We start from the raw sequence: 26,733 nt of genomic DNA on the forward strand, positions 1-26,733 counted from the left end.
ACCGAGCACGCGAAGCCTTCAAGCGGTTCCGCGAAGGAAGCGATGCCGCGGGCACCCCTTCAGGGCGGGGCGACGAACTGCGTGACCAGCCACTACGGACCCGCAGTCGACAAGCACGGCTTCCTCGCGGAGCGCTCGGCGGGGGCTATTCCAGAAGCTCCGCGTACGACCCCATGGCCAGGGCGATGTCCGCCTGGGCCCAGAACCGGTGATACGTGAACGACGGCACCGCACCGCCGGCCAGATAGGCCTGGATCTTCGACCAGGCGGGGTCGTTCTTGTAGAACGACCGGATGGATTCGAAAGTCGACGTCGAGTTGACCGCGTCGCCGTTCGGCATGGTCCCGGTCCAGCCGCTCGGGACGTACACGGCGTCGTCGAAGCGGTTGTAGTCCGCCCGGTTCTCCGGCACCGCGATGCCCAGGCTGTCCTGGTAGTTGTTCCACATGCCGTCCAGCAGAGCCTTCGCCGTCGTCTTCGCCGCGGTGTCGCCCGACTTGGCGGCGTAGTAGCTCAGGGTCTTGGCGTACGCGGCGGTCACCCCGACGTCGTTGGTGTAGTCGGCGACGGTGACGTGAAGTGCGGTGTTGGCGCCGGGACTTGAGGCGTTCCAGGTGTCGGGCTGGCCCGACCACTGCAGCGTCGAGGGGATCTGGTAGGTGCCGTCCGGGTTGATCGTGGTCTTGGACAGTGCCCACTTGACCCACTTGTCGAGGACCGTCTTGGCCTGCGCGTTCCCCGTCTGCTGGTAGTACTCGGCCACCCGCTCCATCGACCACGCCTGGAAGCCGAACCACTGGTTGGACGGCGGGTCGTGGTAGACGGGCTGCTGGTCGTAGTACATACCGTAGAAGGTCGACGTGCCGGCCGGGGGAGTCGCGTAACGGCCCGCCCAGCTGTTCGTCGCCCCGCCCGCGATGGCGCCCTCGCTGGACTGCAGCCAGCGGTAGAACTCCAGCTGCCGGGTCAGTGAGGTGTTCCAGTCCGCCGCACCCGTCGCCGACTTGGGCTTCAGATCGGCGTACGAGCTGAGCGCGTACGCGGCCATCGGGTTCTGGTAGCCGCCGTGCATGTGGCTGGAGCCGATGCGCCAGGCCCAGCCCGCCGAGGTGTCGGTCGCGCCACCCCAGGCGTAGTACCAGGACAGCAGGTAGCTCGACGCGTCCTTGCCGGTGCCGGCCGCGCAGGTGGAAGGACCGACACAGTTGCCGATCTTCTTGAAGTACTTGTCGTACATGGCGTAGCGCAGATAGTCGCCCATCTTCGCGGCCTTGCCCACGGTCGCGGAGACGTCGGAGCCCTTGCCCTGTGCCTTCGCCCAGGTGTCGGCCCAGTACGCGGCCTGCACCGCGCGCGCGTCGGCGTCCGGGGCGTTGGTGAACTTCCACTGCTTGGAGTAGGAGGCGTCACCGGTGAAGAGGTCCAGGTACCCGTTCTTGCCGCCGTACTTGAACTGGTCGCAGGTCGGCTGCGGCACTGTCTCCCACACCGACTCCTGCGCGCCGCGCTGGAAGGTGTTGATGTACGACGGTCCGGTGTCCGTGGGACCCGCCTCGCACTTGCCGGGCGAGTTGCCGTAGCCGTACACGTTGTCGACGTCCTGGAGCCAGTGCATACCGTAGACGTCGTCCGTGCCGTACGCGCTCTTCAGCTCGCCGGCGATCGGGTCCGAGCCGACCGGCACCGAGGAGTCGAGCTTGGCCGGGTACTCGTTGGGGGTGTCCAGCTCGGGCGCGTAGGTGGCCGGCTTGGAGGCGTTGTAGAAGGAGTTGGTCGGCTGGTCGGCGTGGGTGGGGATCATGTACTTCTCCATGATGTCCCAGGCCCCGTTGAACTTGGACCAGTCGCCCGTCACCTTGCCGTACATGGCCTGCAGCCACAGGAGGTAGCTGTATGCCTCCGACGTGGTCTCGTGGCCCTGGTCCGGCGCCTCGACGATCAGTGTCTCGACCGAGTGGTAGGGGATGCCCTCGGGGGAGAAGTAGCCGTTCGCCGGGTTGGTGATCTTGCCGTACAGATCCAGGAAGCGGGCGTTGTACGTGCCCGTCGCCGCGATCTGGGTGACCGTCACCGAGGCCTTGGCGTGCCCGGTCGCCGTCGACTCGAAGGTCGCCGCACCGGTGCCGGAGGCGTTGCCCGTGATGGTCACCGTCTGCGCGGTGCTCCAGTTCGACGGGGTGAAGGTGAGCGAGGCCCCGCCGGTCACCGTGAGACCCGTGTTGCCGCTGGTGCGGGCGGTGGTGACGGTCACGTTGGCCGAAGGCTGCGTCGACAGCTTCAGGGTGTACGTACCCGTCTTGCCCTGCTGGACGGGCACTTGGGTTGCCGACGCGACGACCGCGGGACCCGAGACGACCGTGATGCCCACCGGCGTGGACTCACCGGACGCGCCCAGGCTGTCGTACGCCTTCGCCAGCAGTGAATGACTGCCCACGGTCAAGCTTGAGACCGAGAGCGAGTAGGGCGCTGTCGTGTCGGTGCCGAGCAGCGTGGTGTTGTCGTAGAACTCCATCTTGCTGATGGTCGCGTTGTCCGCGGCGGCCGCGGTCGCGGCGAGCGGAACGGCCGTGCCCTGGGTGTAGGCCGCGCCCGCGGCCGGGCTGGTCAAGACGGTGATCGGCGGCTGGTGCGCGCCGGTGCAACTGGTGCCGTTGACCGCGAAGTTGGCCGGGGCGGCATTGGTGCCGCTGTAGGTGAACTGCGCCCCGGTGGTGACGGCTGCGCCCGCGGCGATGTTCGCGTTGTACGTGGCGTTGGTGACGGAGACCGCTTGGCCGGACTGGGACCAGGTGCCGTTCCAACCGTTGCTCAGCTTCTGGTTGCCGGCGTAGCTGTAGGTGAGCGTCCAGCCGTTGATGGCGTCCGTGCCGCGGTTGGTGATCGTCAGGTCCGCGGTGAAACCGGAGCCCCAGTCATTGGTCTTGTAGTCGACGCTGCACTGAACCGCCGCTGCCTGTGCGGGAGTTGAAGCCGCGCTCAGCATCGCGAACGGCAGTACGAGGGCCGCCACGACAGCGGTCCACAATCGCCGGGCAGGCCGGCGTCTCCTCGTGGGGGGCATTGCTGGTTCCTCCTTGTGCGGCTCGGAGAAGTCAAGGCTTGAACCAGTGGGAGCGCTCCCATAGTGGGGATGCGGGTGTGAGGGGTCAAGATGTTTGAAGAGTCGAAAAGATTCGACGAACGGGGCCCCGGAAAGTCAAGTGACGCCTCTGTTCTTTGCCGTCACTTGGCGCTAACTTCTTGGACACCAGTGGGAGCGATTCCATCAGTCGACGCGTCCGTAACGGCGCGCTGATCTGCAAGGAGTCGCTCATGCGACACCCTCCGCGTTCAGCTCTTTTAGCCGCCGTCGGCGCGGTCGCCCTCATCGGGGCCGTGACCGTGCCGGTGGTCACGGCGTCCGGCGCCACCCCCGCCTGCTCGGTGGAGTACTCCGTCACCAGCCAGTGGGGCAGCGGTTTCCAGGGCTCCGTCAAAATCACCAACAACATGGCTGCCGTCAGCAGTTGGAGCCTCGCCTTCGACTTCACCGGCGGCCAGAAGCTCACCCAGGGCTGGAACGCGAAATGGTCCCAGTCCGGCACGACGATCACCGCGGCCAGCGAGAGCTACAACGGCTCGCTGGGCAGCGGAGCGAGCGTCAGCGCCGGATTCATCGCGTCCTCGTCCGGGAGCAACGCGGTACCCACCTCGTTCAAGCTCAACGGCACGGTCTGCAACACGGACACCGCGCCGTCCCCCACTCCGGATCCGACGGATCCTGAGGACACGGCTCCCCCCGTCCTGCGCGTCTCGGGCAACAAGTTCGTGGACACGAACGGCGGCACACGCCGGCTCCTCGGCGTGAACCGGTCCGGCGGCGAGTTCATGTGCGTCCAGGGCCGCGGCATCTTCGACGGCCCGGTCGACGACGCCTCGGTGAAGGCGATCGCCGACTGGAAAGCGAACACGGTCCGCATCCCTCTCAACGAGGAGTGCTGGCTGGGCCTGTCCAACATCAACCCGGCCTACGCCGGGGCGAACTACATCAACGCCGTCAAGGACCTGGTGGCCAGGGTCAAGGCCCACGGCCTGACACCCGTGGTCGAACTCCACTGGACCTACGGGCAGTACACCGGCAACTCCGCCGGCTGCTCCGACGTGCACGCCGGCTGCCAGAAGCCGATGCCCGACATGCAGTACACACCGGCCTTCTGGACCTCGGTGGCGAACACCTTCAAAGGCGACCGGGCCGTCGTCTTCGACCTGTTCAACGAGCCCTACCCGGACCGCGCCACCTCCACGACCACCCAGGCGTGGCAGTGCTGGCGGGACGGCGGCACCTGCCCCGGCATCGGGTACGAGGTCGCCGGTATGCAGGATCTCGTCGACAGCGTCCGGGGCACCGGCGCCACGAACGTGATCCTTGCCGGCGGGATCGCCTACTCCAACGACCTGAGCCAGTGGCTGACCTACAAACCCACCGACCCGGCGGGCAATCTCGCCGCCGCGTGGCACGTGTACAACTTCAACACCTGCTCCAACGAGAGCTGCTGGAACTCCACGCTCGCCCCGGTGGCCGCCCAAGTCCCCCTCATGGCGGGGGAGATCGGCGAGAACACCTGCTCTCACGGCTTCATCGACCAGGTCATGAAGTGGTTCGACGACCGCTCCCTGTCGTATCTCGGCTGGACCTGGAACACCTGGGACTGCTCCTTGGGACCGTCCCTGATCAGCAGCTACGACGGCACACCGACAGCGTTCGGCACCGGGCTGCGTGACCATCTGCGCGCCCTCAACGGATAACACCCGCGACCGAGAAGGAAACCCGCACTCATGAGTCGTACGAGAACAGCGCTCCTCGCTGCCCTGGCGCTCGTCGCCGGGGCCTCCGGGACCGCGCTAGCCGTGACCCCCGGGGACGTGGGCCTCGCCGCCGTCCCCTGCGCCGTGGACTACAAGGTGCAGAACCAGTGGGACACCGGCTTCACCGCGGCCGTCACCATCACCAACAACACTGCGGCAAAGTCGAGTTGGTCCCTGAAGTGGTCGTACGCCGGAAACCAGAAGGTCACCAACTTCTGGAACTCCAAGATCAGCCAGAGCGGGACCGCCGTCACCGCCGCCAACGAGAGCTACAACGGCACGCTCGCCACCGGCGGTTCGGTCAGCTTCGGCTTCCAGGGCACCTACAGCGGCACCAACGCCCTGCCGACCACCTTCACCCTCGACGGGGTGACCTGCAACGTCGACGGCGGCACCGGTCCCACCGATCCGGGCCCGACCGACCCCGGTACCCCCGGCACCCGGGTCGACAACCCGTACGCGGGCGCCAAGGTGTACGTGAACCCCGAGTGGTCCGCCAACGCCGCCGCGGAGCCGGGCGGCAGCCGCGTCTCCAATCAGCCCACGGGTGTGTGGCTGGACCGGATCGCATCGATCAACGGCACCGGCGGCAAGATGGGCCTGCGCGCCCATCTCGATGAGGCGCTGAAGCAGAAGGGCTCGGGAGAGCTCGTCGTCCAGCTGGTCATCTACGACCTGCCCGGACGCGACTGCTCGGCCCTCGCCTCCAACGGCGAACTGGGCCCGACGGAGATCGACAAGTACAAGACGCAGTACATCGACCCGATCGCCGCGATCCTCGCCGACCCCAAGTACGCCTCGCTGCGGATCGTCGACACGGTCGAGCTCGACTCGCTCCCCAACCTCGTCACCAACGTCACGCCGCGGCCCACCGCGACCGCGAACTGCGACACGATGAAGGCCAACGGCAACTACGTCAAGGGCGTCGGCTACGCGCTCAACAAGCTCGGTGACGCCGCCAACGTCTACAACTACGTGGACGCCGGCCACCACGGCTGGCTCGGCTGGGACGACAACTTCTCCGCGACCGTCCAGACGATCAAGCAGGCGGCCACCGCCGAGGGCGCCACGGTCAACGACGTGCAGGGCTTCATCACCAACACCGCCAACTACAGCGCGCTGAAGGAGCAGAACTTCACCATCAACGACTCCGTGAACGGCAAGTCCGTGCGCGAGTCCAAGTGGGTCGACTGGAACCGGTACGTCGACGAGCTCTCCTACGCCCAGGCCTTCCGGCAGGAGGCCGTGAACCAGGGCTTCCCCTCGGGCGTCGGCATGCTGATCGACACCTCCCGCAACGGTTGGGGCGGCTCCGCCCGGCCCACCGGTCCCGGTGCCATGACGGACGTGGACACCTACGTCAACGGCGGCAAGCTCGACCGGCGTATCCATGTCGGCAACTGGTGCAACCAGTCGGGTGCGGGTCTCGGCGAGCGTCCGAAGGCCAGCCCGGCCGCCGGGATCGACGCCTACGTGTGGATCAAGCCTCCGGGTGAGTCCGACGGGTCCAGCTCCGCGATCGCGAACGACGAGGGCAAGGGCTTCGACCGGATGTGCGACCCGACGTACACCGGCAACCCGCGGAACAACAACAACATGTCCGGTGCGCTGGCGAACGCTCCGCTGTCGGGGCACTGGTTCTCCGCGCAGTTCCAGGAGCTCATGAAGAACGCGTACCCCGCGCTCTAGCTGAGCCGGGTGCAGTGGGACTGCGGGTGCCGGTCCGTGAGGCTGGTCGCGCAGTTCCCCGCACCCCCAAAGGAATCACGCCGCCCGGGGTCTGGTCAGTTCTCTCGAGCCAGGCCCCGGCGGATCGCGAACTCCACCGCCGAGTGGTCCCCGTCGGTTCGCTCCAGCTCATAGGGAACCGACGGGAGAAGCGGTGGCTGAGCCATGAAGCGGGGGCGCGTGCCGTGGTGCGGCTGGGCCGCGTGGACCAGGAAGGGATGGCAGAGGTAGACGTCCCCGGGACTGCCGGTGGCGTGTGCGAGCGGGCGGTGGGCCGAGGCCCGGTCGACCTCCGGGCCCAACTCCAGGAAGGACGCGCCCTGTTCGCCGTACGGCTCCAGGACCGGGGGGACGTCGAGGTGGGAGCCCACCCTGATACGGGTCGGGGCGTCGGCCTCGGTGACCTCGGTGAACAGGAACAGCATCAGCAGCGCGCGGTCCCTGGAGCGCAGGTTGGTGTGAAACAGGCCGGCGGGCGCATCCTCGGGGAGGTAGCTTCCCTCGATGTGCCAGCCCGCGTCGTCCGGTTCCTCGGCGTGCGGAAACCGCAAAGGGAAGGTGCCCAGCGAATAGCGGGACTGCCAGCGGTTCTCGCCCACCAGCAGGTCGAACGCCTCATGCAGGGCAGGAGAGTTGGCGGCCGCCGCGAACGGGCCCTGCGCCATATCGGCCACCCACACCACGGGGTCCTTCCAGGAGGCCGGGTCCTCGGGGTCGTAGCCCGTCTCCCGCCACAGCAGCGACGCGCAGTGCTGGGCGACGCGGGGCGGAAAGGCTCCCTCGATCTTCACGAACCCGTCTTCGAGGAAGCGTTCCATCAGTTCGTCGTCCATGGGCTCCATGGGGCCATCGTGAAGGACAGGAACTCCCGGACGCATCCCATTTTCCTTTGCGTCCGCTTTGCCGTCCTTTTTGCCGTCACGGCAACATCGCTGGCCTCTTCGCGGTGCGTCGGCGCACGCTGTCGGCATCCCGAGGAGAGGCTGACACCATGGCGCACGATCACGATCACGAAGAGCACGGTCACGGTGGCACCCACGGACAGCGGCACCATGACCACACCGACCTCGACTGGTCCAATATGGCCCAGCACCTGGAGACCCAGGCCGAGTTGTTCACGCCCCTGTACGAGCGGGCCCTGGCCTGGCTCGGACACAAGCAGACCGAGCCGGGGCTGATCGTCGACGCGGGCAGTGGACCCGGGGTGCTGTCCTGCCTGCTCGCCGAGGCGTTCCCGGGGGCCAGGGTCGTCGCCGTCGACGGAGCCGAGCCGCTCCTGGATCGCGCCCTGGCTCGGGCCGCCCGGCTGGGCATCGCCGACCGCTTCGGCACCCTCGCCGGTCAACTGCCAGGAGTCCTCGAGGAGTTGGCCTACCCCGTCGATCTGCTGTGGGCCAGTAGGAGCCTGCACCACCTCGGCGACCAGCGGGCCGGAATCGCCACGTTCGCCGCACGGCTCGCCCGTGGGGGCACGCTCGCACTGATGGAGGGCGGGCTGCAGGCGCGCTTCCTGCCCCGGGACATCGGGATCGGCCGACCCGGACTCCAGGCTCGGCTCGACGCGCTGGAGGAGGGATGGTTCGCCGAGATGCGCGCGGGGCTTCCCGACGCGGTCGCCGAGGTCGAGGACTGGCCCGCGCTGATGGCCTCGGCGGGGCTGCGGCACACCGGTACGCGGAGTTTCCTGCTGGACCTGCCCGCGCCGACGACCGACCGGGCCCGTGCCTACATCGCCGCCTCGCTCGGGCGGCTGAGGGATGTCTTCGGGGAGCACCTGGAGCCGGACGACCGCGGGACCCTCGACCGTCTGCTGGATCCCGAGGACGCGGCGAGCGTGCACCGGCGGGCGGACGTGTTCGTGCTGGCCGCGCACACGGTTCACACCGCGGTGCGGACCGGCTGAGGCCGGCTCAGCTCCCGGACGTGACGGCCGTGCCGGGGAACGGCGGATCCCCCCTCGGGACGCCCCGGCGCTCGGCTTCTGCGTCGACGGCTCGCCGGTCGCCGCCAAGGGTCCCGACGGATCGGTGCACGTCCGGGAGAGCGACACCTCCACCCTCCCGGCCGCGACCCTGCCGGCGGGGGCGGGCGGGCCCGGTGCTCGCCCCCGGATCCACCCTGGACCGCACCGAGTTGGAAAGAGGGCTCACCGAGACACGGCGGCGGCGCTGTTCTCTCTCGGCCGACCGCCGCCGAACCTGCGGCACTTGACTTCGAGAACGCTCCAACTGATGTACTCCCTGGCGTCCACGGGACGACAACCGAACACAGGGGGAAACCATGTCCGACTCACCGGTCGCGCTCATCACCGGCGGCGGCAGCGGCATCGGCGCCGCGGTCGCACGGCAACTGCTCGGCGCGGGGCACCGGGTGGCCGTCACCGGACGCGGTGAGCCGCGTCTGCGCGCCTTCGCCGAGGAACTGGGCAACCCGGACGGGCTGCTCACCTTCGTCGGGAACGCCGCCGACTACGACGACATCCGGTCGGCGGTCGACCGTACGCTCAAGGAGTTCGGCCGGCTGGACACGGTCGTCGCCAACGCCGGTTTCGCGACCCACGACTCGGTCGCCGAGGGCGACCCGGCCGGCTGGACCGAGATGGTGCTCACCAACGTCCTCGGCCCCGCCCTCCTCGTCCGCGCCTCCATCGAGGCGCTCAAGGAGACCCGCGGCCGGATCGTCCTCATCGGCAGCGTCGCGGGGTTCGTGAACACCCCGGGCAACATCTACGGGGCGACGAAGTGGGCGGTGACCGGGCTCGCCGAGAACACTCGCCGCGAGGTCACCGGGTTCGGCGTCGGCGTCACCCTGGTCGCCCCGGGCCGCGTGGAGACGCCGTTCTGGGACAGCTACGGCAGCCTCCCGCCCGGCCATCTCCTCACCGCCGACCAGATCGCCGAGTCGATCGTGTGGGCCGTACGGCAGCCCGAGGGCGTCGACATCAACACCGTCGTCGTACGGCCGATCGGGCAGCCCAACTGACGCGGGGCCGCCCGCACGCACGACGGCCGGCGGTGTGTCACCCCGGCGGCGACAAGCCGCTGGGGTGACACACCGCCGGCCGAACCGGCCTGCCGTCAGGCGCTGTTGAACGTCGACGGGTCCGGGCCGAGGCGCCGGTCCTCGTTGAGCGCGCTGATCGCCGCCAGGTCCTCGGTGTCCAGGGTGAAGTCGAAGACCTCGATGTTCTCCTTGATCCGCGACGGGGTCACGGACTTAGGGATCACGACGTTGCCGAGCTGGAGGTGCCAGCGCAGCACGATCTGGGCCGGGGTGCGGTCGTGCTTCTGGGCGATGGCCACGATGGCCGGGACCTCCAGGAGGCCCTTGCCGGAACCGAGCGGCGACCACGCCTCGGTGGCGATGCCCTGCTCCGCGTGGTACTCACGGGCCGCACGCTGCTGGAGGTGCGGGTGCAGCTCGATCTGGTCGACGGCCGGGACGACGGACGTCTCGGCGATCAGCCGCTCCAGGTGCTCGGGCTCGAAGTTGGAGACACCGATCGCCTTGACCCGGCCGTCGGCGTGCAGCTTCTCGAACGCCTTGTAGGAGTCGACGAACAGGTCGCGGGCGGGCGTCGGCCAGTGGATCAGATACAGGTCCACGTACTCCAGGCCGAGCTTGTCCAGCGAGGTGTCGAAGGCGCGCAGAGTCGAGTCGTAGCCCTGGTCGCCGTTCCAGAGCTTTGTGGTGACGAAGATGTCCTCACGGGCCAGTCCGGAGGCCGCGATGGCCTTGCCGGTGCCCTCTTCATTGCCGTAGATCGCCGCTGTGTCGATGCTGCGGTACCCGGCCTCGAGCGCCGTGGTGACCGCGCGCTCAGCCTCGTCGTCCGGCACCTGCCAGACGCCGAAACCCAGCTGGGGCATCTCGACGCCGTTATTGAGGATGATCGGGGGGACCTTGCTGCTCACGAGCTCTTGATCCTTACGGTTGTCGACGGTTGGCACTCCCATCGTCAACGATCACGAGCTCTGATGCATTCCTGACCGGAGAATCCGGCCGAACTGATCCGCCAGTCAGCAGGCGATGGCCGAAATTGGCCGGAAATGCATCCGACCTCTTCGGTACAGACCATTGACCGTCGACGGTCCTGCCGCGACTCTGGATCGCGCCAACGAGCGGAAGCCTGAACTCAATTCATGTATGTGAATACGCGTTGGCTTTCATCCGATGTTTCCCGTGTTTCCTGACTCACTCACTCATGGAGAGGGAGGAACATGAGACGCCGTCGTCTGCGTACAGCACTGACGACCCTCGCACTCGCCGCCGTGCCCCTGGTCACCCTGCCGGCGGCCGCACCCCCGCCCGCCGGCCCCTCCGTCGGCCCGGGCCCGGACCGGGACTGGTCCGTCGCCATGGTCGACTCGACCATGGCCCGCTACACGCCGAGCACCATCGGAGGCTGGTCCTACCCGGTCGGGCTGTATCTCTACGGCCAGTACCTCACCTACCGGCGCACGCATGACGCCCGCTACCTCGCGTACATCAAGAGCTATGTCGACCGGTTCGTCGGCGAGGACGGTTCCATCGGCCAGTCGTTCAACAGCCTGGACAGCATGCAGGCGGGCCGGTTGCTGGTGATCCTCCATCACGAGACGGGCGAGGACCGCTACCACAAGGCGGCGAAGAAGATCATCGACCGCCTGGCCGGTTACCCCCGCACGAGCGACGGCGGCTTCTGGCACGCCGACACCTTGAGCCGCGCCCACCAACTCTGGGCGGACGGTGTCTACATGGTGAACCCGTTCCTCGTCGAGTACGGCGACGAGTTCGGCGGGAGCGGCGGTACGGACGCCGAGGCGGTGCGGCAACTCGCTGTCTACGGCGGCCACCTCCAGGTCGCAGGCGGGCTGCTGAGACACGCCTACGACGAGTCGAAGAGCGTGAGCTGGGCCGATCCGGAGACCGGGCTCGCCCCCGAGCACTGGTGCCGGGCGGTCGGCTGGTACTCCATGGCGATCGTCGACGTGCTCGACGCCGTCCCGGCGGACCAGCCCCGTCGTCCCGGGCTCCTCGCGATCCTGCGGAAGCTGGCGGCCGGACTCGAGAAGTACCAGGACCCGGCGACCGGCCGCTGGTTCCAGGTGATCGACAAGGGCGGTCGGAGCGACAACTGGACGGAGACGTCCTGTTCCAGCATGTTCACCTACGCCCTCTCACGCGGCGCTGAGCGCGGATATCTGGCCCCGCGGTACGCCGCCGTGGCCCGGCGCGGCTACCAGGGGGTCCTGGCGAAACTGTCGGTCGGCTCCGACGGCCGTACCGAACTGGCCGACGTCTCGGTCGGCACGAACGTCGGCGACTACGCGTACTACGTCGCCCGCACCCGGGCCGTCAACGACTTCCACGGCCTGGGCGCCTTCCTGATCATGAACGAACAACTGCGAGGTGATTAGTGTCATGAGCACATCACGAAGGGTGTTGCTGGGCGCCGCGCTGGGTGGTGCCACGGCGGCCGCGGTCGGCCTGCCGCAGGCGACCACCGCCCACGCCGCCTCCTGGCAGCAGAAGTGGGCCCCGTCCGCGAGCGGCGACGGCCTGGGCGCCTTCGAGACGATCGAGGACGACCGCGCCGACTCGCACTCCGCCGGACAGCCGCACATCTACGCCACCGGCAACAACTGGCGTTTCGACATGCACACCGTCGACCGTGACACCTCCACCGACCGCCAGCGCCAGGAGGTCACCGGGCTGCGCAACGGCAGCGGCGGCGACTACCTGAAGTGGACGAAGGGCCAGACCTGGCGGCTCACCTACTCGATGTACATCCCGAGCTCCCTGAAGGCGACCACGACCTTCACCCACATCATGCAGATGAAGCAGCCCGGCAGCGGCACCTCGCCGATCGTCGTGCAGTCCCTGCGCCGGGTGAACGGCAAACAGACCATCGAGCTGAAGCTCGCCATCGACGACATCCTCGTCGGCCGCACCGACCTGGACCCGCTGCACGACAAATGGACCGACGTCGACTTCCAGATCAAGGTCGGCGACGGCTCGGCGGGTTCCGTCCGCTGGATCCTGAAGTCCGGCGGCTCGACCGTCATCGACGCGTCCAAGACCGGCGTCGACACCTTCCTGGCCGACCGCGTCCGCCCGAAGTGGGGCATCTACCGCTCCCTCGGCGACACCTCCGGCTCCCTCCAGAACACCTATCTGCTGCTCACCAACCTGCGCGGCTACCAACTGGTCTGAGGAGCCGTCATCTTGATACCCCCCACTGCCCCACGCTCCCGCTCCCGCTCCCGCTCCCGAACGGTGGCGATCGTCCTCTTCGTCGTCGCCGTCGTCCTCGGACTCAGCCACCCGGCGGCCCCGGCCGCCCCGCAGGACCCGCCCCGAACCGCCGCCGTCTTCGACGTACGCGACTACGGCGCCAAAGGTGACGGCTCCGCCAACGACACCCCCGCCGTCAACAAGGCGATCACGGCGGCGAGTTCGGCGGCGGGCGGCGGAGTCGTCCGCTTCCCGTCCGGCGACTACAAGTCGAAGAACACCATCCACATGAAGAGCCATGTGACGCTCCGACTCGACAAGGGCGCCACCCTCCAGGGCTCCAGCGCCGACACCTACGACAAGGCCGAGTCCAATCCGTACGACGACTACCAGGACTACGGGCACAGCCACTTCCGCGACGCGATGATCCACGGCGACCAGCTGACCGACATCGGCTTCGTCGGCCAGGGAGTCATCGACGGCATGGGCAACCTGATCACCGGCAACCCGAAGTCCGGCGAGGCCGACAAGATCATCTCCCTGACCCGATGCGACGGACTCACGATCGGCGACGGCCTCACCCTCCGCCGCGGCGGCCACTTCGCGGCGCTCGTCAACGGCTGCAGGAACGTGACGTCGGACCACCTGACCATCGACACCGCGAGCGACCGCGACGGCTGGAACATCATCTCCACGACGAACGTCACGGTGACGAACGCGACCATCAGGGCCAACGACGACGCCCTGGTCTTCAAGAGCGACTACGCCCTCGGCGCCAAGCTCCCCAACGGCCACGTCCGCGTCAACGACAGTTTCCTGTCCGCCCGTTGCTGCAACGCCCTGATGTTCGGCTCGGAGACCTGCGGCGACTTCTCGGACTACCGGTTCGAGAACATCCGTATCGACGGCGCCGACAAGTCCGGCCTCGGCATGGTGTCGATGGACGGCGCGAAGATCTCCGACGTCCACTACCGCGGCATCACGATGACGAACGTCCACTCGCCGATCATGCAGAAGATCGGCACGCGAAAACGGTGCGGCGACAGTCCCGGAGTCGGATCGATCAGCGACATCACCTACGACGACATCACGGCCACCGGCAGCAGCCCGTCCTTCAGCCCGACCCTGTGGGGTGAGACCGGCCACCGCATCAAGGGCGTGACCTTCGACAACGTCGACATCACAGTCCCGGGCGGCAACGGCACCATGTCCACCGGTGTGCCGGGCAACGACCCGAACGACTACAACCCCAGGGCCATCGGCGCCCGGCCGGCCTACGGCTGGTACCTCCACAACGCCGACGACGTCCAGTTCACCGACAGCTCGGTGAAGTTCGCCGCGGATGACGGCCGGCCCGCGTTCATCGCCAACGCGGCCAGCGGCATCCGGCTCACCCGGTTCACCGCGCAGAAGGGCGGCGGCTCTCCGTACGACATGGGCCTCCAGGACGCCTCCGGCGTCTGCCTGACGGACAGTCACAACACCTCCGGGGGCGCCCTGCGGGTCTCGGGAAGCCAGGGCTGCGGCAGTACGGGGGTGAAGCCGCTCGACCTGGAGAACCCCCGCCAGGAATTCCTGCGCAACTCCGTCGGCGGCCTCTTCCTGCACTGGGGGCTGCGCACCGCGCCCGCCCACACCAGCTGCACCGCCTGGGAGGACGACGTCACGAACGGGGGCTGGAACGCCGACTACTGGGTGAAGGAGGCCCAGAAGCTGCACACGCAGTACATCGTCCTCGCCTCCTTCCACAGCCGCCTCGGCTACGCCCGTGCCTGGCCCTCCAGGATCCCCGGTTCCTGCTCCACCAAGCGGGACTTCCTCGGCGAACTGGTCACCGCCGCGAAGGCCAAGGGGCTGAAGGTCATCCTCTACATGACCAACGACCCCCAGTGGCACGACGAGGGCGGCCACGAGTGGCTCGACTCGGCCGCGTACTCCGCCTACAAGGGCAACAACGTCGACCTGACCACCAACGACGGCTTCGGGCAGTTCAGTTACGACAACTTCTTCGAGGTCATGGACCGCTATCCCGATCTCGGCGGGTTCTGGATCGACAACGACAGTTCCTACTGGGAGAGCCACAACCTCTACCAGCAGATCTACACCAAGCGCCCGAACTACACGCTCAGCAACAACAACGAAGACACGCCGATCATGGACATGATCAGCAATGAGCAGAAGACGGGGATGACGCCGGCGTACGACTACCCGCAGGCGGTCTACACGGCCCAACCCCGCCTCACCGAGGCCGACTTCAAGCTGCCCTCCACCGGCGCCTGGTGGTACGGCGGCACCGACCCGGCTGTCGACAAGATGCTCACCCTCGGCCGCCTCGTCACCAACACCGGCTCGTCCGTGAAGGCGCTGATGGCCGAGACCGCCCAGGTCAACGGCAAGTTCCCGGCCAACCAGGCCGACTTCAACACCTTCGCGAACTCCTACCTCGACCCGATCTGGGAGTCCCTGCACGGCACGGAGGGCGGCGGCTACCTGTACGGCGGGCTCAAGCCGGGATTCTGGAACGACGGCGCCCACGGCGTGACCACGATCAGCAGGACCGACCCCAACCGCCAGTACATCCACGTGCTGACCCCGCCCAGCACCAGTACCCTGCGCATCCGCGACAACGGCTACCGTGTCGCGTCGGTCACCAACCTCCGTACGGGCGCGGCGGTTTCGTGGTCGCAGTCGGGCGGCGTACTCACCCTCACCGGCCTCGGTGGCTGGGACCCGTACGACACCGTCCTCAAGGTCACCACGGCCGGCCGCCAGGGGATTCTCACCGGTGTCAAGGTGAGCGCGAGCGCCTCGGCGAGCGGACACGCCGCGTCGGCGGCCGGTGACGGCGACCACCTCACCTACTGGGACAGCAACAAGACGCTGCCGGTGAACCTCACCTTCGACCTCGGCTCGGCGAAGAAGGTGCAGTACGTCGGCCTCAACCAGCGTGAGGACTCCGTCGCCTACGCCCGCTCCGACACCGAGCAGTCCGCGCGGATCAAGGACTACAAGGTGTACCTGAGCAACGACGGCTCGACCTGGGGAAGCGCGGTCAAGACCGGTCAGCTGCCAAGTCGCCGCGGAATCCAGGGCATTGACCTCACTGCGGCCAACGCTCGCTACGTCCGCCTGGAGGTCGACACCACGTGGGCCGCCTCGACCGACACCGCCCGCTACAAGCGACTGCGTATCGACGAGGCGTGGATCGGCACGTCGTACGCCACACCCGCGAACGGGGGAAAGTCATGATCCGTATCAGATCGCTCACGGCTACGGTGGTGGGCCTGCTCCTCGCCGCGGCGGTGCCGCTCGTGGGCACCGCCCATCCGGCGGCCGCCTCCGACAACGGCCGGTCCGTCCGGCCCGCCATGGGCTGGTCCAGCTGGAGCTTCGTGCGTCGCACGCCGACCGAGGCGAAGATCAAGGCGCAGGCCGACGCGCTGGCCGCCAGTGGCCTCAAGGACCACGGATTCGTCCACATCAACCTCGACGACTTCTGGCAGAAGTGCGACTCCAACGGCTTCGTCGTCGACGACAACGGCCGCTGGGCCGTCGACACGGCCAAGTTCCCCGGCGGGATCAAGGCCTTGGCCGACTACGTCCACTCCAAGGGCCTGAAGTTCGGCTTCTACGTGACCCCGGGCATCGCGAAGAACGCCGTCACGAAGAACACGCCGATCGAGGGCACCCCCTACCACGCGAAGGACATCGCGGACACTTCCAGGACCGAGAAGAACTACAACTGCAAGAACATGTACTACATCGACTACTCCAAGCCGGGCGCCCAGGAGTTCGTCAACTCCTGGGCGAAGCAGTTCGCGTCCTGGGGTGTCGACTACCTGAAGATCGACGGGGTGGGCAGTGCCGACATCCCCGACGTCCAGGCCTGGGACAAGGCGCTGCGAGCGAGCGGACGACCCATCAACTTCGCCCTGTCCAACAACCTTCCGATCGCCGACGCCACCACCTGGCGGAAGCTGGCGAACAGTTGGCGCACCCAGGGTGACGTCGAGTGCTACTGCGGACCCGGCTCCAACGGCAGCGGCTATCCGCTCACCGACTGGTCGCATGTCTCCTCCCGCTTCAACACCGCGGCCTCCTGGCAGCCGTACGCCGCACCGGGCGGCTGGAACGACCTGGACTCACTGGAGGTCGGCAACGGTGACCAGGTGGGCCTGACCGCCGACCAGCGGCGCTCCCACTTCACCCTGTGGGCGATGGCGGCCTCGCCGCTGCTGCTCGGCACCGACCTCACCCGCCTCGACGCCGTCGACAAGGCGATGCTGACCAACGACCGGCTGATCGGCGTCGACCAGGACGGGGTCGCGGCCAAGCGGATCGTCAACAGCGGTGTGCGGCAGGTCTGGAGCAAGAAGGAGAGCGACGGCCAGTACGTGGTGGCCCTGTTCAACACCGGCACCTCGGGCAACGCGACTGTGGGCGTGGACTGGTCGCAGGCCGGCTTCACCGGCTCCGGAGACGTCACCGACCTGTGGTCCGGCTCCCACAAGGGTGCGATCGCCGACTCCTACAGCGCGACCCTGCGTCCCGGCGAGACCCGGCTGATCCGCGTGAAGCCCGTCAACTCCCTGAAGAGTGCGGCAGCTTCACCGGGCATGGCCGTCGCCCCCTACGAGTACCTCGGCTGGGGCAACCCGCAGAACCCCACCTCGGTGATGTCGGCGACCGGCGTCAAGTGGTTCACCCTGGCATTCATCCTCTCCGACGGCGGCTGCAACCCGAAATGGGACGGCTCGCGCCCGCTGACCGGCGGGACCGACCAGTCGAGGATCGACGCGATCAGATCCGCCGGCGGTGACGTCATGGTCTCCGTGGGCGGTTGGAGCGGGAACAAGCTCGGCGAGAAGTGCTCCAGCGCCTCGGCGCTCGCCGGCGCCTACCAGAAGGTGATCAACGCCTACCAGCTGAAGGCCCTCGACGTCGACATCGAGAACACCGAGTGGTCCAACGCGACCGTACGGCAGCGGGTCGTCGACGCGCTGAAGACAGTCAAGGCGAACAACCCGGGCCTGAAGACCGTCATCACCTTCGGCACCACGACCAGCGGCCCCGACTCCACCGGCGTCGACATGATCAAGCGGGCGGCGAACTCGGGCCTGGCGAACGACGTGTGGTGCATCATGCCGTTCGACTTCGGCGGCGGCACCACCACCATGGGCACGCTGACGACCCAGGCCATGGAAGGCCTCAAGGCCCGCGTCAAGGCGGCCTACGGCTACAGCGATGCCACCGCCTACGCCCGCATCGGCCTGTCGTCGATGAACGGAAAGACCGACGACTCCGGTGAGCGGGTCCGCGTCGCCGACTTCAAGACCATGCTCGCCTACGCCCAGCAGCACCACATCGGGCGCCTCACCTACTGGTCCGTCAACCGCGACCGCCCCTGCGGCTCGGGCACCGACGGCGACTCCTGCAGCGGCGTGACACAGCAGCCGTACGACTACCTCAAGGTCTTCACCCAGTACACGGGCTGAGGGGAACAACCGTGAAAATCAACAGACTTCTTGCCTACGGCCTCGCCGCCGCCCTCGCTCTGCCGCTCGCCGGCCTGAGCCAGGGGAGAGCGCTCGCGGCCACCGACTACCAGGCGGAGGACGCGACCGTCGTGCAGGGCACGGTGGCCACCAACCACACCGGTTACACGGGCACCGGCTTCGTCGACTACACCAACGTCCAAGGCTCGTACGTGGAGTTCACGGTGAGCGCGGCCTCCGCGGGCACCACGGCCGTCACCTTCCGCTACGCCAACGGGACCGCGACCGACCGTCCCATGGACATCTCCGTGAACGGCACAGTCGTGTCGCCGGCCGTCTCCTTCCCGGCCACCGCCGACTGGAACACCTGGGCCACCAGGACCGTCGACGTCCCGCTCACGGCGGGCTCCGCAAAGATCCGCGCGACCGCCACCACCGCGGGCGGCGGTCCCAACCTCGACCGCATCGGCGTCGACGCGGCCACCGACGCCCAGGCCCCGAGCCGCCCCGGGCAGCCCAGCTGCTCCGGCATCGGCGAGGACGGACTCACACTGGCCTGGGGCGCCGCCACGGACAACGTGGCGGTGACGGCGTACGACCTCTACGAGCACGGCAACAAGATCGGTGAGGCGCCCGGCGGTTCGACCAGCAAGGCGCTCACCGGCCTCACCCCAGGCACCACCTACAACCTCACCGTCATCGCCCGTGACGCGGCCGGCAACACATCCCCCGCGAGCCCCGTCGTCGACTGCACCACCGAGCCCAGCTCCGACACCACTCCGCCGAGCAAGCCGGGCACCCTGTCCGCGGCGGACGTCACGGCGAACAGCGCCGCACTGAGCTGGGGTGCCTCCACCGACGACCGGGCGGTCGCCGGCTACGACGTGCGCAGTGACACCACCGTCTACAAGTCCGTCACCACCGGCACCTCGACCACGGTGACCGGGCTGGCCTGCAACAGCCCGTACAGCCTGAACGTCGTCGCCCGTGACGCGGCCGGCAACGTCTCCCAGCCGAGCAACACGGTCACCTTCACCACCAAGGCGTGCGCCACCGACGGCGGCGTCCCGTCCTCCGTCGCCACCCTCTCCTCCGGCTGGACGATCCCGTGGGGCATCTTCTGGATGCCCGACGGCAAGAGCGCACTGGTCACCGAGCGGGACGACTTCCGGGTCCGGAAGGTCACCAAGGACGGCACGAAGACGCAGGTCGGTACCGTCCCGAACGCCGTCACCACCGACGGCGAGGGCGGACTGCTCGGCGTCGCCGCCGACCCGAAGTGGGAGACGAACCACTACGTCTACTTCATGCACACCGCGTCCGAGGGCAACCGGGTGGTCCGCATGACGTACGACGGGACCGCTCTGAGCGACTACAAGGTTCTCCTGCAGGGCATCAAGAAGAACCGCTACCACAACGGCGGCCGCCTCGCCTTCGGCCCCGACGGCTACCTCTACGTCTCCACCGGCGAGGCCCAGACACCCGACCTGGCGCAGGACAAGAACTCCCTCAACGGCAAGATCCTGCGCATGACCACGGACGGCAAGCCGGCCCCCGGCAACCCGTTCGGCAACCTCGTCTACAGCCTCGGCCACCGCAACCCGCAGGGCCTCGCCTTCGACCGCAACGGCCGTCTGTGGGAAGCGGAGTTCGGCAACAGCTCCAAGGACGAACTGAACCTGATCAAGCCCGGCGCCAACTACGGCTGGCCGACCTGCGAGGGCACCTGCTCCACCGCGGGGATGACCAACCCGAAGGCCACCTGGAACGTCTCGGAGGCCTCGCCGAGCGGCATCGCGATCGTGCGCAACGTCGTCTACATGGCCTCCCTGCGCGGCGAGCGGCTGTGGCGGATCCCGATCAACGGGGACAGCGAGAGCGTCGGCACGCCGACCGCGTACTACGTGGGCACCTACGGCCGGCTGCGCACGGTCACCAAGGTGCCGGGCGCCGACCAGCTGTGGCTGTCGACCACCAACTGCGACAACAACGGAGGAGCGGCGGACGGAGCGGACAAGATCCTTCGCGTGACGATCGGCTGACAAACCGTCGGACCGACGGGCTGACAGGGCTCAGGCCTGGTACAGCGCCTCGACCTCACCCGCGTACGCCGTCTCGATCGCCTTGCGCTTCAGTTTCAGCGACGGGGTCAGCAGCCCGTGCTCCTCGGTGAAGGGCTGCGCGAGGATACGGAACGTGCGGATCGACTCGGCCTGCGAGACCAGGGTGTTGGCGGCCACCACCGCGCGCCGCACCTCCGTCTCCAGGTCGGCGTCGTGCACCAGCTGGGCCGGGGCCATCCGCGGCTTGTCGCGCATCCCCAGCCAGTGCTCCACGGCCTCCTGGTCGAGAGTGACCAGGGCGGCGATGTAGGGGCGGTCGTTGCCCACGACGATGCACTGCGAGACCAGCGGATGGTCGCGCACCCGCTCCTCCAGCACACCGGGGGAGACACTCTTGCCGCCGGAGGTGACGAGGATCTCCTTCTTGCGGCCGGTGATGGTGAGGTAGCCGTCCTCGTCGAGGGAGCCGAGGTCACCGGTGGCGAGCCAGCCGTCGTGCAGGCTCTCGTCGGTGGCCTTCTCGTTGTTGAGATAGCCCTGGAAGATGTTCGCGCCGTACAGCCAGATCTCGCCGTCGTCCGCGATGTGCACGGTCATGCCGGGGATGGGCTGGCCGACCGTGCCGTAGCGGGTGCGCTCGGGCGGGTTGGCGGTCGCGGCCGCCGTCGACTCGGTGAGGCCGTACCCCTCGTAGATGTGGACACCCGCACCGGCGAAGAACAGCCCGAGCCTGCGGTCCATGCCCGAACCGCCGGTCATGGCCTGTTTGATACGGCCGCCCATCGCCGCCCGCATCTTGGAGTAGACGAGCTTGTCGAAGAGCTGGTGCTGCATCCGCAGCCCCGCCGACGGGCCAGGCCCCAGGCCCCAGGCCTTGGCCTCCATGGCCTCGGCATACTTCACCGCCACGTCGACGGCCTTCGCGAACGGCCCGGCCTTGCCCTCCTTCTCGGCCTTGCGGCGGGAGGCGTTGAAGACCTTCTCGAAGATGTACGGCACTCCGAGGAAGAACGTCGGCTTGAACGCGGCGAGGTCCGGCATCAGCGCGGCCGCGTTCATCTGCGGCTGGTGGCCGAAACGCACCCGGCCACGGATCGCGGCCACCTGCACCATCCGCCCGAAGACGTGCGCGAGCGGCAGGAACAGCAGGGTCGCCGCCTCGTCGCCCTTCTTGGAGTGGAACACCGGCTCCCAGCGGTCGATGACGGTGTCCGACTCGTACATGAAGTTGCCGTGCGTGATCACACAGCCCTTGGGACGGCCCGTGGTGCCCGAGGTGTAGATGATCGTCGCGGTCGAGTCCGGGGTCACGGCTTGCCGGTGGCGGTGCACCACCTCGTCCTCGATGGGGGCGCCCGCGTCGTAGAGCTCCTGCACCGCGCCGGAGTCCAGCTGCCACAGCTGCTGCAGCCGCGGCAGCCGGTCGATGACAGTGGCGATCGTCATCGCGTGGTCCTCGTGCTCCACGACCGCAGCCGTGCACTCGGCGTCGTACAGCGCCCAGAAACACTGCTCGGCGGAGGAGGTCGGATAGACCGGCACGACCTGCGCGCCGATCGTCCACAGCGCGAAGTCGAACAGCGTCCACTCGTAGCGGGTGCGGGACATGATCGCGACCCGGTCGCCGAAGCGGATGCCCTGCGAGAGGAGTCCCTTGGCGAGCGCCAGGACCTCGTCCCGGAACTCCGCGGACGTCACGTCCCGCCACTGCCCGCTCTCGTCCTTACGACCGAGGGCGATGTGCAGGGGGTCGTTCTGGGCATGCTCGAAGACGACGTCGGCCAGTCCGCCCACCGGGGGGGCCAACGCCAACGGAGGGTTGGTGAACTCGCGCAAGCCCCTCTCCCCGCTCTCCCTGGCGCTCGGTGACGCTCCGCACAGCGCCGTGAAAGTTACCCCACCGGGACATCGGGCGGGAGGGGGTCCGAAGCCGAGCAGTGCTCACGTATGGCCTGGTCGGTCCCGAAAAATACCGTCACATGGGGAAGGGTCGGACAGAAAACTGACGGTTGAGTAAGTTTCGGTGCCGTAATCTCCACCGAATCTGTACGACCCGACTACGCCTCGCGACCTAGCAGAAACGGTCCCTCCCGGGGGTGGCGCCCTCTTCCGTCGGCGCCGTGGGCCGGCAACGTGTCACTCCGTCACGGGGTGCGCGCCCTGTTCGCGGGAGGACGGCCACCGGCGCTGTCGCGGCGGCGGCGAGCGCGGAGCGCTGGGACCCCGCGCCGATCCCGCACCCGGCTTCGCGCGCCGTGGATGCCGGGACACGGGCTCCGGGCCTCGCCGACGGGCTCACCATCCGCTGCGGACTGCGGACTGCGGACTGCGGACTGCGGACTGCGGACTGCGGACTGTATGGGCTGTGGGTCCCAGGCCCCGAACACACGCTCACCGTCGGTGCAGCCGGTCCCCGCCGGCCAGGATCGCGGCAGCCAGCGCATCGGCCGCCCCCTGCGCTGCCGTGCGCCGGGGCCCGTGCACCAGCACGAAGTCGACCCGCCCCAGCTCGGGCAGCCCCGCCCGTTCGGGGACCCGAACCAGGCCGGGCGGCACCAGCCCCTGTGAATGGGCCATCACCCCCAGCCCTGCCCGCGCCGCGGCGATCAGGCCGTTGAGGCTCCCGCTCGTGCATACGATGCGCCACTCCCGGCCCTGCCGCTCCAGCGCCTCCAGTGCGAGGGCCCGCGTGATCCCCGGCGGCGGATAGACGATCAACGGCACCGCCCGGTCGGCGTCCAGACGCAGCCGCTCCGCTCCGATCCACACCAGCCGGTCGTGCCAGACCAGTTCACCCCGGGGATCCTCCGGCCGCCGCTTGGCCAGGACGAGATCCAGCTTCCCGGCGGTGAGCTGCTCGTGCAGCGCCCCGGACAGCTCGACGGTCAGTTCGAGGTCGACCTCGGGGTGGTCGGAGCGGAAACCCTCGAGGATCTCCGGCAGCCGGGTCAGCACGAAGTCCTCCGACGCCCCGAACCGCAGCCGCCCCCGCACGCGCGTGCCGGTGAAGAACGCCGTCGCCTGGTCGTGCACCTCCAGGATCCGGCGCGCGAAACCGAGCATCGCCTCGCCGTCCTCGGTCAGCTCCACGGAGTGGGTGTCCCGGGTGAACAGCTGCCGCCCGGCCGCGTCCTCCAGACGCCGCACATGCTGGCTCACGGTCGACTGGCGCACCCCGAGCCGCCGCGCGGCCTGCGTGAAGCTCAACGTCTGCGCCACCGCCAGGAACGTACGCAACTGCGACGGGTCGTACATCCCACCAGGTTATCGCGGATCGTGATGACAGTCAGAGTGGTATGCGGGATTCCCGATCAAGACGTGAAGGAGGACGATGGAGGGGGACTCCCCGTCCTGAGGGACGGCCCCCGCCCAGTCCCCGTACCGCCGTCGAACACGAGCAAGTGGAGCACCGTGAAGCGCCTGAAGTGGCCGGCCTGGATGCCGGTCGACCCGTACATCCTGCTGCTGCTCGGCACGGTGGGCCTCGCGGCCCTCGTACCGGCACGCGGGACCACCGCGGACGTGGCCTCCGGAGCCTCCACGGCGGCGATCGCCTTCCTCTTCTTCCTCTACGGCGCCCGCCTTTCCACCCGTGAAGCCCTGGACGGCCTCAAGCACTGGCGCCTGCACGTCACGGTCCTCGCCTGCACGTTCGTGATCTTCCCGCTGCTGGGCCTCGCCGCCCGCGGACTTGTCCCGGTCCTCCTGACGAACCCCCTCTATCAGGGACTGCTCTTCCTCACCCTGGTGCCCTCCACCATCCAGTCCTCGATCGCGTTCACGTCGATGGCCCGCGGCAACGTGCCCGCCGCGATCTGCGCCGGCTCCTTCTCCTCCCTGGTCGGCATCGTCATCACCCCGCTCCTCGCCGCCGCCCTGCTCGGCAACAGCGGCGGAGGATTCTCGGCCGACTCGCTCCTCAAGATCGTGCTCCAGCTGCTCGTGCCGTTCATGGCGGGGCAGCTGCTGCGCCGCTGGATCGGCGCCTTCGTCACCCGCCACAAGAAGGTCCTCGGTCTCGTCGACCGCGGCTCGATCCTCCTGGTCGTCTACACCGCGTTCAGCGAGGGCATGGTCCAGGGCATCTGGCACCAGGTGAGCCCGCTCAGGCTGGGCGGACTGATGATCGTTGAGGCCGTCCTGCTCGCCGTGATGCTCACCCTGACCTGGTACGGCGCCAAGGGGCTCCGCTTCGGCCGCGAGGACCGCATCGCCATCCAGTTCGCCGGCTCGAAGAAATCCCTCGCCGCCGGACTGCCCATGGCCAGCGTCCTGTTCGGGGCGCACGCCTCGCTCGCCGTGCTGCCGCTGATGCTGTTCCACCAGATGCAGCTCATGGTGTGCGCGGTGATCGCGAAGCGCCGCTCGCACGACCCGGTCGCGGAGGAGATCACCGCGCCGGGACGAGCCGCAGCGTCACGAACCGCGGTCGGTACAGCGACACGTTCCGGTTGAGCTGTGCCGAAGCACCCGCCGCCTCCAGCCAGTTGACGTCATAGCTCAGCACCAGCCCTCGGGAGTCGCCGAGTTCGGGATGCACCTGCGGGTTGTACGCGGCGACCTGGCCCACCGGCAGGGGCGCGGTGAAGTCCTTCGCCGGGCCGTGCCAGGGCCCGGTGGGGGAGCAGGCCCAGTACGAGGTCACGGCCGCGAGCCCCTTCGTCCCGGCGGCCATGGTGAACAGCACATACGTCCCGTCCCGCCGTACGACGGAGAAGGCGCTGCCCACCCCGGTACGCCGCCCGTCCCCGAGCACCGGGCGCGGGCGGGCGCCGGTGGTCCACGCCGAGCCGTCCCAGTACTCCCAGGCGCCCGGCTCGGCGAGCCCGCCCTCCGGTACCCGCGCCACGTACGCCGACGAGACGGACCGGGACGCGGCCCGGCCGTCGTCGCCCCCGAACACATACGTCCACTCACCGTCCTCGACCAGCGTCGTCCCGAACAGGACCCGTCGGGACGGGTCCTGGACCAGCTGTTCGTCGAGGACCTTCGTGATCGACTCGACGCGCAGGTCGGGCAAGGAGAGCGTGGCGACCTCGGTGGCCGTGGGAACGCCGTAGATCCAGGGGGACGAGCCGGCCGTCCGCACCCACAGCAGCACCCGTACGACCTGCTCGCCGGAACCGGGGGAGCGCGGTTCGACGCGGGCCGCGACCGGCCAGCGCCACTGGTTCGGGGCCGGGTCCGGGAACAGCGGCGCGGGGAGAGTGGCCTCCAGACGGCCGCCGCGCATCAGCACCGCCGAGTTGCGCACCAGGGGCGCGGTGGTGTCGCGCCAGGTGTACGGCTCGCCGTACGGGTTGGGCGGGCCGTACACCTGGCCCAGATAGGTGTCGGAGAACAGCCACAGCAGCCGTCCGTCGGGCAGCCGCACCGAGTGCGTACCGTCGCCGCCGGTCCAGTCGTCGCCGCGGGTGGCATCGTCGCCGTAGCGGGCGAACTCGGCGGTCAGCGGGCCGTCCGCGGACCAGGAGCGGACGGTATGCGGTGTACAACCGGCTTTGTTGTCCTCGCCGCTGCCACCGGGCAGGACGGTGACCAGAACGGCGGCCAGCACCAGCGTCAGCAGCAGGCCGACGCTGGTGCCGGTCCAATGGCGCGCTCGTACGTCCTCGGGCACGGGTCGGGACGTTAGTGGGTGGGCGGCGCGGGGTCCATGGGGCGTGGGCGACGCGGTGCCGCCTGGCCCGGGCGGGTGCGGCGAGTGCGGCGGGGAGGGGCAGGGCCGCCCAGGCGGCCGAACGCGCCCAGTTCATGCGGCTGTTGATCCGGATCTCCGGTACGGAGGGCTGATGACCGATAGCGTTCCGTTATGACCGGACCCCTCGCGCTCGACCCCCGGCGCAGCGCCCTCGTGCTCGTGGACCTGATGGACCGCATCGTCGCGCTGCCGCTGGAGCCCCGCAAAGGCACCGAAGTCCTCGCCGTCGCGGAGCAGTTGGCGGCCGCCTTCAGGGCGGCCGGCGCGCTCGTCGTGCTTGTGCGCGTCGAGCGGCCCGGCGTCGCCGACCAGCCACCCGGTGGCGGGCTGGCCGCCGGTCTGCCGCGGGACGGCGACATCGAGATCGTGAAGCGGACCATCGGCGCCTTCCAGGGCACGGACCTGGATGCGCGACTGCGCGAACATCACGTCACCACGCTGGTGTTCGGCGGGATCGCCACCAACCTCGGCGTCGAGTCCACCGCACGCGCCGCCGGTGACCTCGGCTACGACCTCGTCTTCGTCGAGGACGCCATGGCCGCCCTCACCGCAGCCGAACACGAGGCCTCGGCACGGCTCGACTTCCCCCGCCTGGGCACCGTGGTGACGGCGGACGACGTGCGCTTCACGAGCGGCTGAGGCGCCGGGCGCCCCACCGCTGTGCGGCGGACCGGAGGTCAGATCT

Annotated in this window: 17 protein-coding genes; 11 read left to right on the top strand and 6 right to left on the bottom strand. The window is 68.7% G+C overall.

What is annotated here, in order from left to right:
- Positions 1–145: 145 nt before the first annotated feature.
- Positions 146–3,061, bottom strand: coding sequence for a glycoside hydrolase family 48 protein (locus OHT57_RS39790; protein ID WP_328751676.1), 2,916 nt, complete (start codon positions 3,059–3,061; stop codon positions 146–148).
- Between the two features lie 251 nt (positions 3,062–3,312).
- On the opposite strand from OHT57_RS39790, the gene OHT57_RS39795 reads away from it, so the two are divergent.
- Both OHT57_RS39795 and OHT57_RS39800 read left to right on the top strand, forming a co-directional pair.
- Positions 3,313–4,785: a cellulose binding domain-containing protein gene (locus OHT57_RS39795; protein ID WP_328751677.1), complete on the top strand. Its 1,473-nt coding sequence runs from the start codon at positions 3,313–3,315 to the stop codon at positions 4,783–4,785.
- A 30-nt stretch (positions 4,786–4,815) separates the two neighbouring features.
- A complete protein-coding gene (locus OHT57_RS39800; RefSeq protein ID WP_328751678.1) occupies positions 4,816–6,534 on the top strand; it encodes a glycoside hydrolase family 6 protein in 1,719 nt (572 codons plus the stop codon).
- A 95-nt stretch (positions 6,535–6,629) separates the two neighbouring features.
- On the opposite strand, the gene OHT57_RS39805 is transcribed toward OHT57_RS39800, so the two are convergent.
- Positions 6,630–7,451 (bottom strand): phytanoyl-CoA dioxygenase family protein, encoded by an 822-nt coding sequence (locus OHT57_RS39805; protein ID WP_443053538.1) that lies wholly within the window; start codon positions 7,449–7,451, stop codon positions 6,630–6,632.
- Between the two features lie 113 nt (positions 7,452–7,564).
- Here OHT57_RS39805 and OHT57_RS39810 point away from each other — a divergent pair, with 113 nt between their 5' ends.
- Entirely contained in the window at positions 7,565–8,476 is a 912-nt protein-coding gene (locus OHT57_RS39810; protein ID WP_328751679.1) for a class I SAM-dependent methyltransferase, read from the top strand.
- A gap of 377 nt (positions 8,477–8,853) precedes the next feature.
- Entirely contained in the window at positions 8,854–9,555 is a 702-nt protein-coding gene (locus OHT57_RS39815; RefSeq protein ID WP_328751681.1) for an SDR family oxidoreductase, read from the top strand.
- Positions 9,556–9,650: 95 nt separating this feature from the next.
- Here the strand turns inward: OHT57_RS39815 and OHT57_RS39820 are convergent, their stop codons facing one another.
- A complete protein-coding gene (locus OHT57_RS39820) occupies positions 9,651–10,487 on the bottom strand; it encodes an aldo/keto reductase (protein WP_328751682.1) in 837 nt (278 codons plus the stop codon).
- A 306-nt stretch (positions 10,488–10,793) separates the two neighbouring features.
- Between OHT57_RS39820 and OHT57_RS39825 the strand changes: the two genes are divergently transcribed.
- From OHT57_RS39825 to OHT57_RS39845, 5 genes are read left to right on the top strand one after another with little or no spacing between them, the layout of a single operon-like run.
- On the top strand, positions 10,794–11,972 hold the full coding sequence (locus OHT57_RS39825; protein ID WP_328751683.1) for a glycoside hydrolase family 88/105 protein: 1,179 nt from the start codon (positions 10,794–10,796) through the stop codon (positions 11,970–11,972).
- A 4-nt stretch (positions 11,973–11,976) separates the two neighbouring features.
- Complete coding sequence (locus OHT57_RS39830; protein ID WP_328751684.1) at positions 11,977–12,768, top strand: heparin lyase I family protein; 792 nt, start codon at positions 11,977–11,979, stop codon at positions 12,766–12,768.
- 12 nt (positions 12,769–12,780) lie between these two features.
- Positions 12,781–16,038: a glycosyl hydrolase family 28 protein gene (locus OHT57_RS39835; RefSeq protein WP_328751685.1), complete on the top strand. Its 3,258-nt coding sequence runs from the start codon at positions 12,781–12,783 to the stop codon at positions 16,036–16,038.
- A complete protein-coding gene (locus OHT57_RS39840) occupies positions 16,035–18,284 on the top strand; it encodes an alpha-galactosidase (RefSeq protein WP_328751686.1) in 2,250 nt (749 codons plus the stop codon). Before OHT57_RS39835 ends, OHT57_RS39840 begins: the two co-directional genes overlap by 4 nt.
- Positions 18,285–18,295: 11 nt before the next feature.
- Positions 18,296–20,326, top strand: a complete 2,031-nt coding sequence (locus tag OHT57_RS39845; RefSeq protein ID WP_328751688.1) for a PQQ-dependent sugar dehydrogenase — start codon at positions 18,296–18,298, stop codon at positions 20,324–20,326.
- Positions 20,327–20,356: 30 nt separating this feature from the next.
- Here OHT57_RS39845 and OHT57_RS39850 read toward each other — a convergent pair whose 3' ends face one another.
- Entirely contained in the window at positions 20,357–22,183 is a 1,827-nt protein-coding gene (locus OHT57_RS39850) for an AMP-dependent synthetase/ligase (RefSeq protein ID WP_328751689.1), read from the bottom strand.
- A gap of 555 nt (positions 22,184–22,738) precedes the next feature.
- Entirely contained in the window at positions 22,739–23,602 is an 864-nt protein-coding gene (locus OHT57_RS39855) for a LysR substrate-binding domain-containing protein (protein WP_328751690.1), read from the bottom strand.
- A gap of 183 nt (positions 23,603–23,785) precedes the next feature.
- Between OHT57_RS39855 and OHT57_RS39860 the strand changes: the two genes are divergently transcribed.
- The gene (locus OHT57_RS39860) at positions 23,786–24,802 is read left to right on the top strand and encodes a bile acid:sodium symporter family protein (RefSeq protein WP_328753454.1); all 1,017 of its coding nucleotides are present in this window, start codon (positions 23,786–23,788) and stop codon (positions 24,800–24,802) included.
- Here OHT57_RS39860 and OHT57_RS39865 read toward each other — a convergent pair.
- Entirely contained in the window at positions 24,738–25,967 is a 1,230-nt protein-coding gene (locus tag OHT57_RS39865; RefSeq protein ID WP_328751692.1) for a DUF4185 domain-containing protein, read from the bottom strand. The genes OHT57_RS39860 and OHT57_RS39865 overlap by 65 nt on opposite strands.
- Before the next feature lie 192 nt (positions 25,968–26,159).
- Here OHT57_RS39865 and OHT57_RS39870 point away from each other — a divergent pair, with 192 nt between their 5' ends.
- Positions 26,160–26,687 carry an isochorismatase family protein gene (locus tag OHT57_RS39870; protein ID WP_328751693.1) on the top strand — a complete coding sequence of 176 codons (528 nt, stop codon included), beginning with the start codon at positions 26,160–26,162 and terminating at the stop codon, positions 26,685–26,687.
- Positions 26,688–26,733: the final 46 nt, after the last annotated feature.

This window comes from Streptomyces sp. NBC_00285, assembly GCF_036174265.1.
Taxonomy (GTDB): Bacteria; Actinomycetota; Actinomycetes; order Streptomycetales; family Streptomycetaceae; genus Streptomyces.

Excerpts from the sequence above, each read along its gene's own strand:
- OHT57_RS39790 (WP_328751676.1), bottom strand. The coding sequence starts at position 3,061 with ATGCCCCCCACGAGGAGACGCCGGCCTGCCCGGCGATTGTGGACCGCT.
- OHT57_RS39795 (WP_328751677.1), top strand. The coding sequence starts at position 3,313 with ATGCGACACCCTCCGCGTTCAGCTCTTTTAGCCGCCGTCGGCGCGGTC.
- OHT57_RS39800 (WP_328751678.1), top strand. The coding sequence starts at position 4,816 with ATGAGTCGTACGAGAACAGCGCTCCTCGCTGCCCTGGCGCTCGTCGCC.
- OHT57_RS39805 (WP_443053538.1), bottom strand. The coding sequence starts at position 7,451 with ATGCGTCCGGGAGTTCCTGTCCTTCACGATGGCCCCATGGAGCCCATG.
- OHT57_RS39810 (WP_328751679.1), top strand. The coding sequence starts at position 7,565 with ATGGCGCACGATCACGATCACGAAGAGCACGGTCACGGTGGCACCCAC.
- OHT57_RS39815 (WP_328751681.1), top strand. The coding sequence starts at position 8,854 with ATGTCCGACTCACCGGTCGCGCTCATCACCGGCGGCGGCAGCGGCATC.
- OHT57_RS39825 (WP_328751683.1), top strand. The coding sequence starts at position 10,794 with ATGAGACGCCGTCGTCTGCGTACAGCACTGACGACCCTCGCACTCGCC.
- OHT57_RS39830 (WP_328751684.1), top strand. The coding sequence starts at position 11,977 with ATGAGCACATCACGAAGGGTGTTGCTGGGCGCCGCGCTGGGTGGTGCC.
- OHT57_RS39840 (WP_328751686.1), top strand. The coding sequence starts at position 16,035 with ATGATCCGTATCAGATCGCTCACGGCTACGGTGGTGGGCCTGCTCCTC.
- OHT57_RS39855 (WP_328751690.1), bottom strand. The coding sequence starts at position 23,602 with ATGTACGACCCGTCGCAGTTGCGTACGTTCCTGGCGGTGGCGCAGACG.
- OHT57_RS39860 (WP_328753454.1), top strand. The coding sequence starts at position 23,786 with ATGCCGGTCGACCCGTACATCCTGCTGCTGCTCGGCACGGTGGGCCTC.
- OHT57_RS39870 (WP_328751693.1), top strand. The coding sequence starts at position 26,160 with ATGACCGGACCCCTCGCGCTCGACCCCCGGCGCAGCGCCCTCGTGCTC.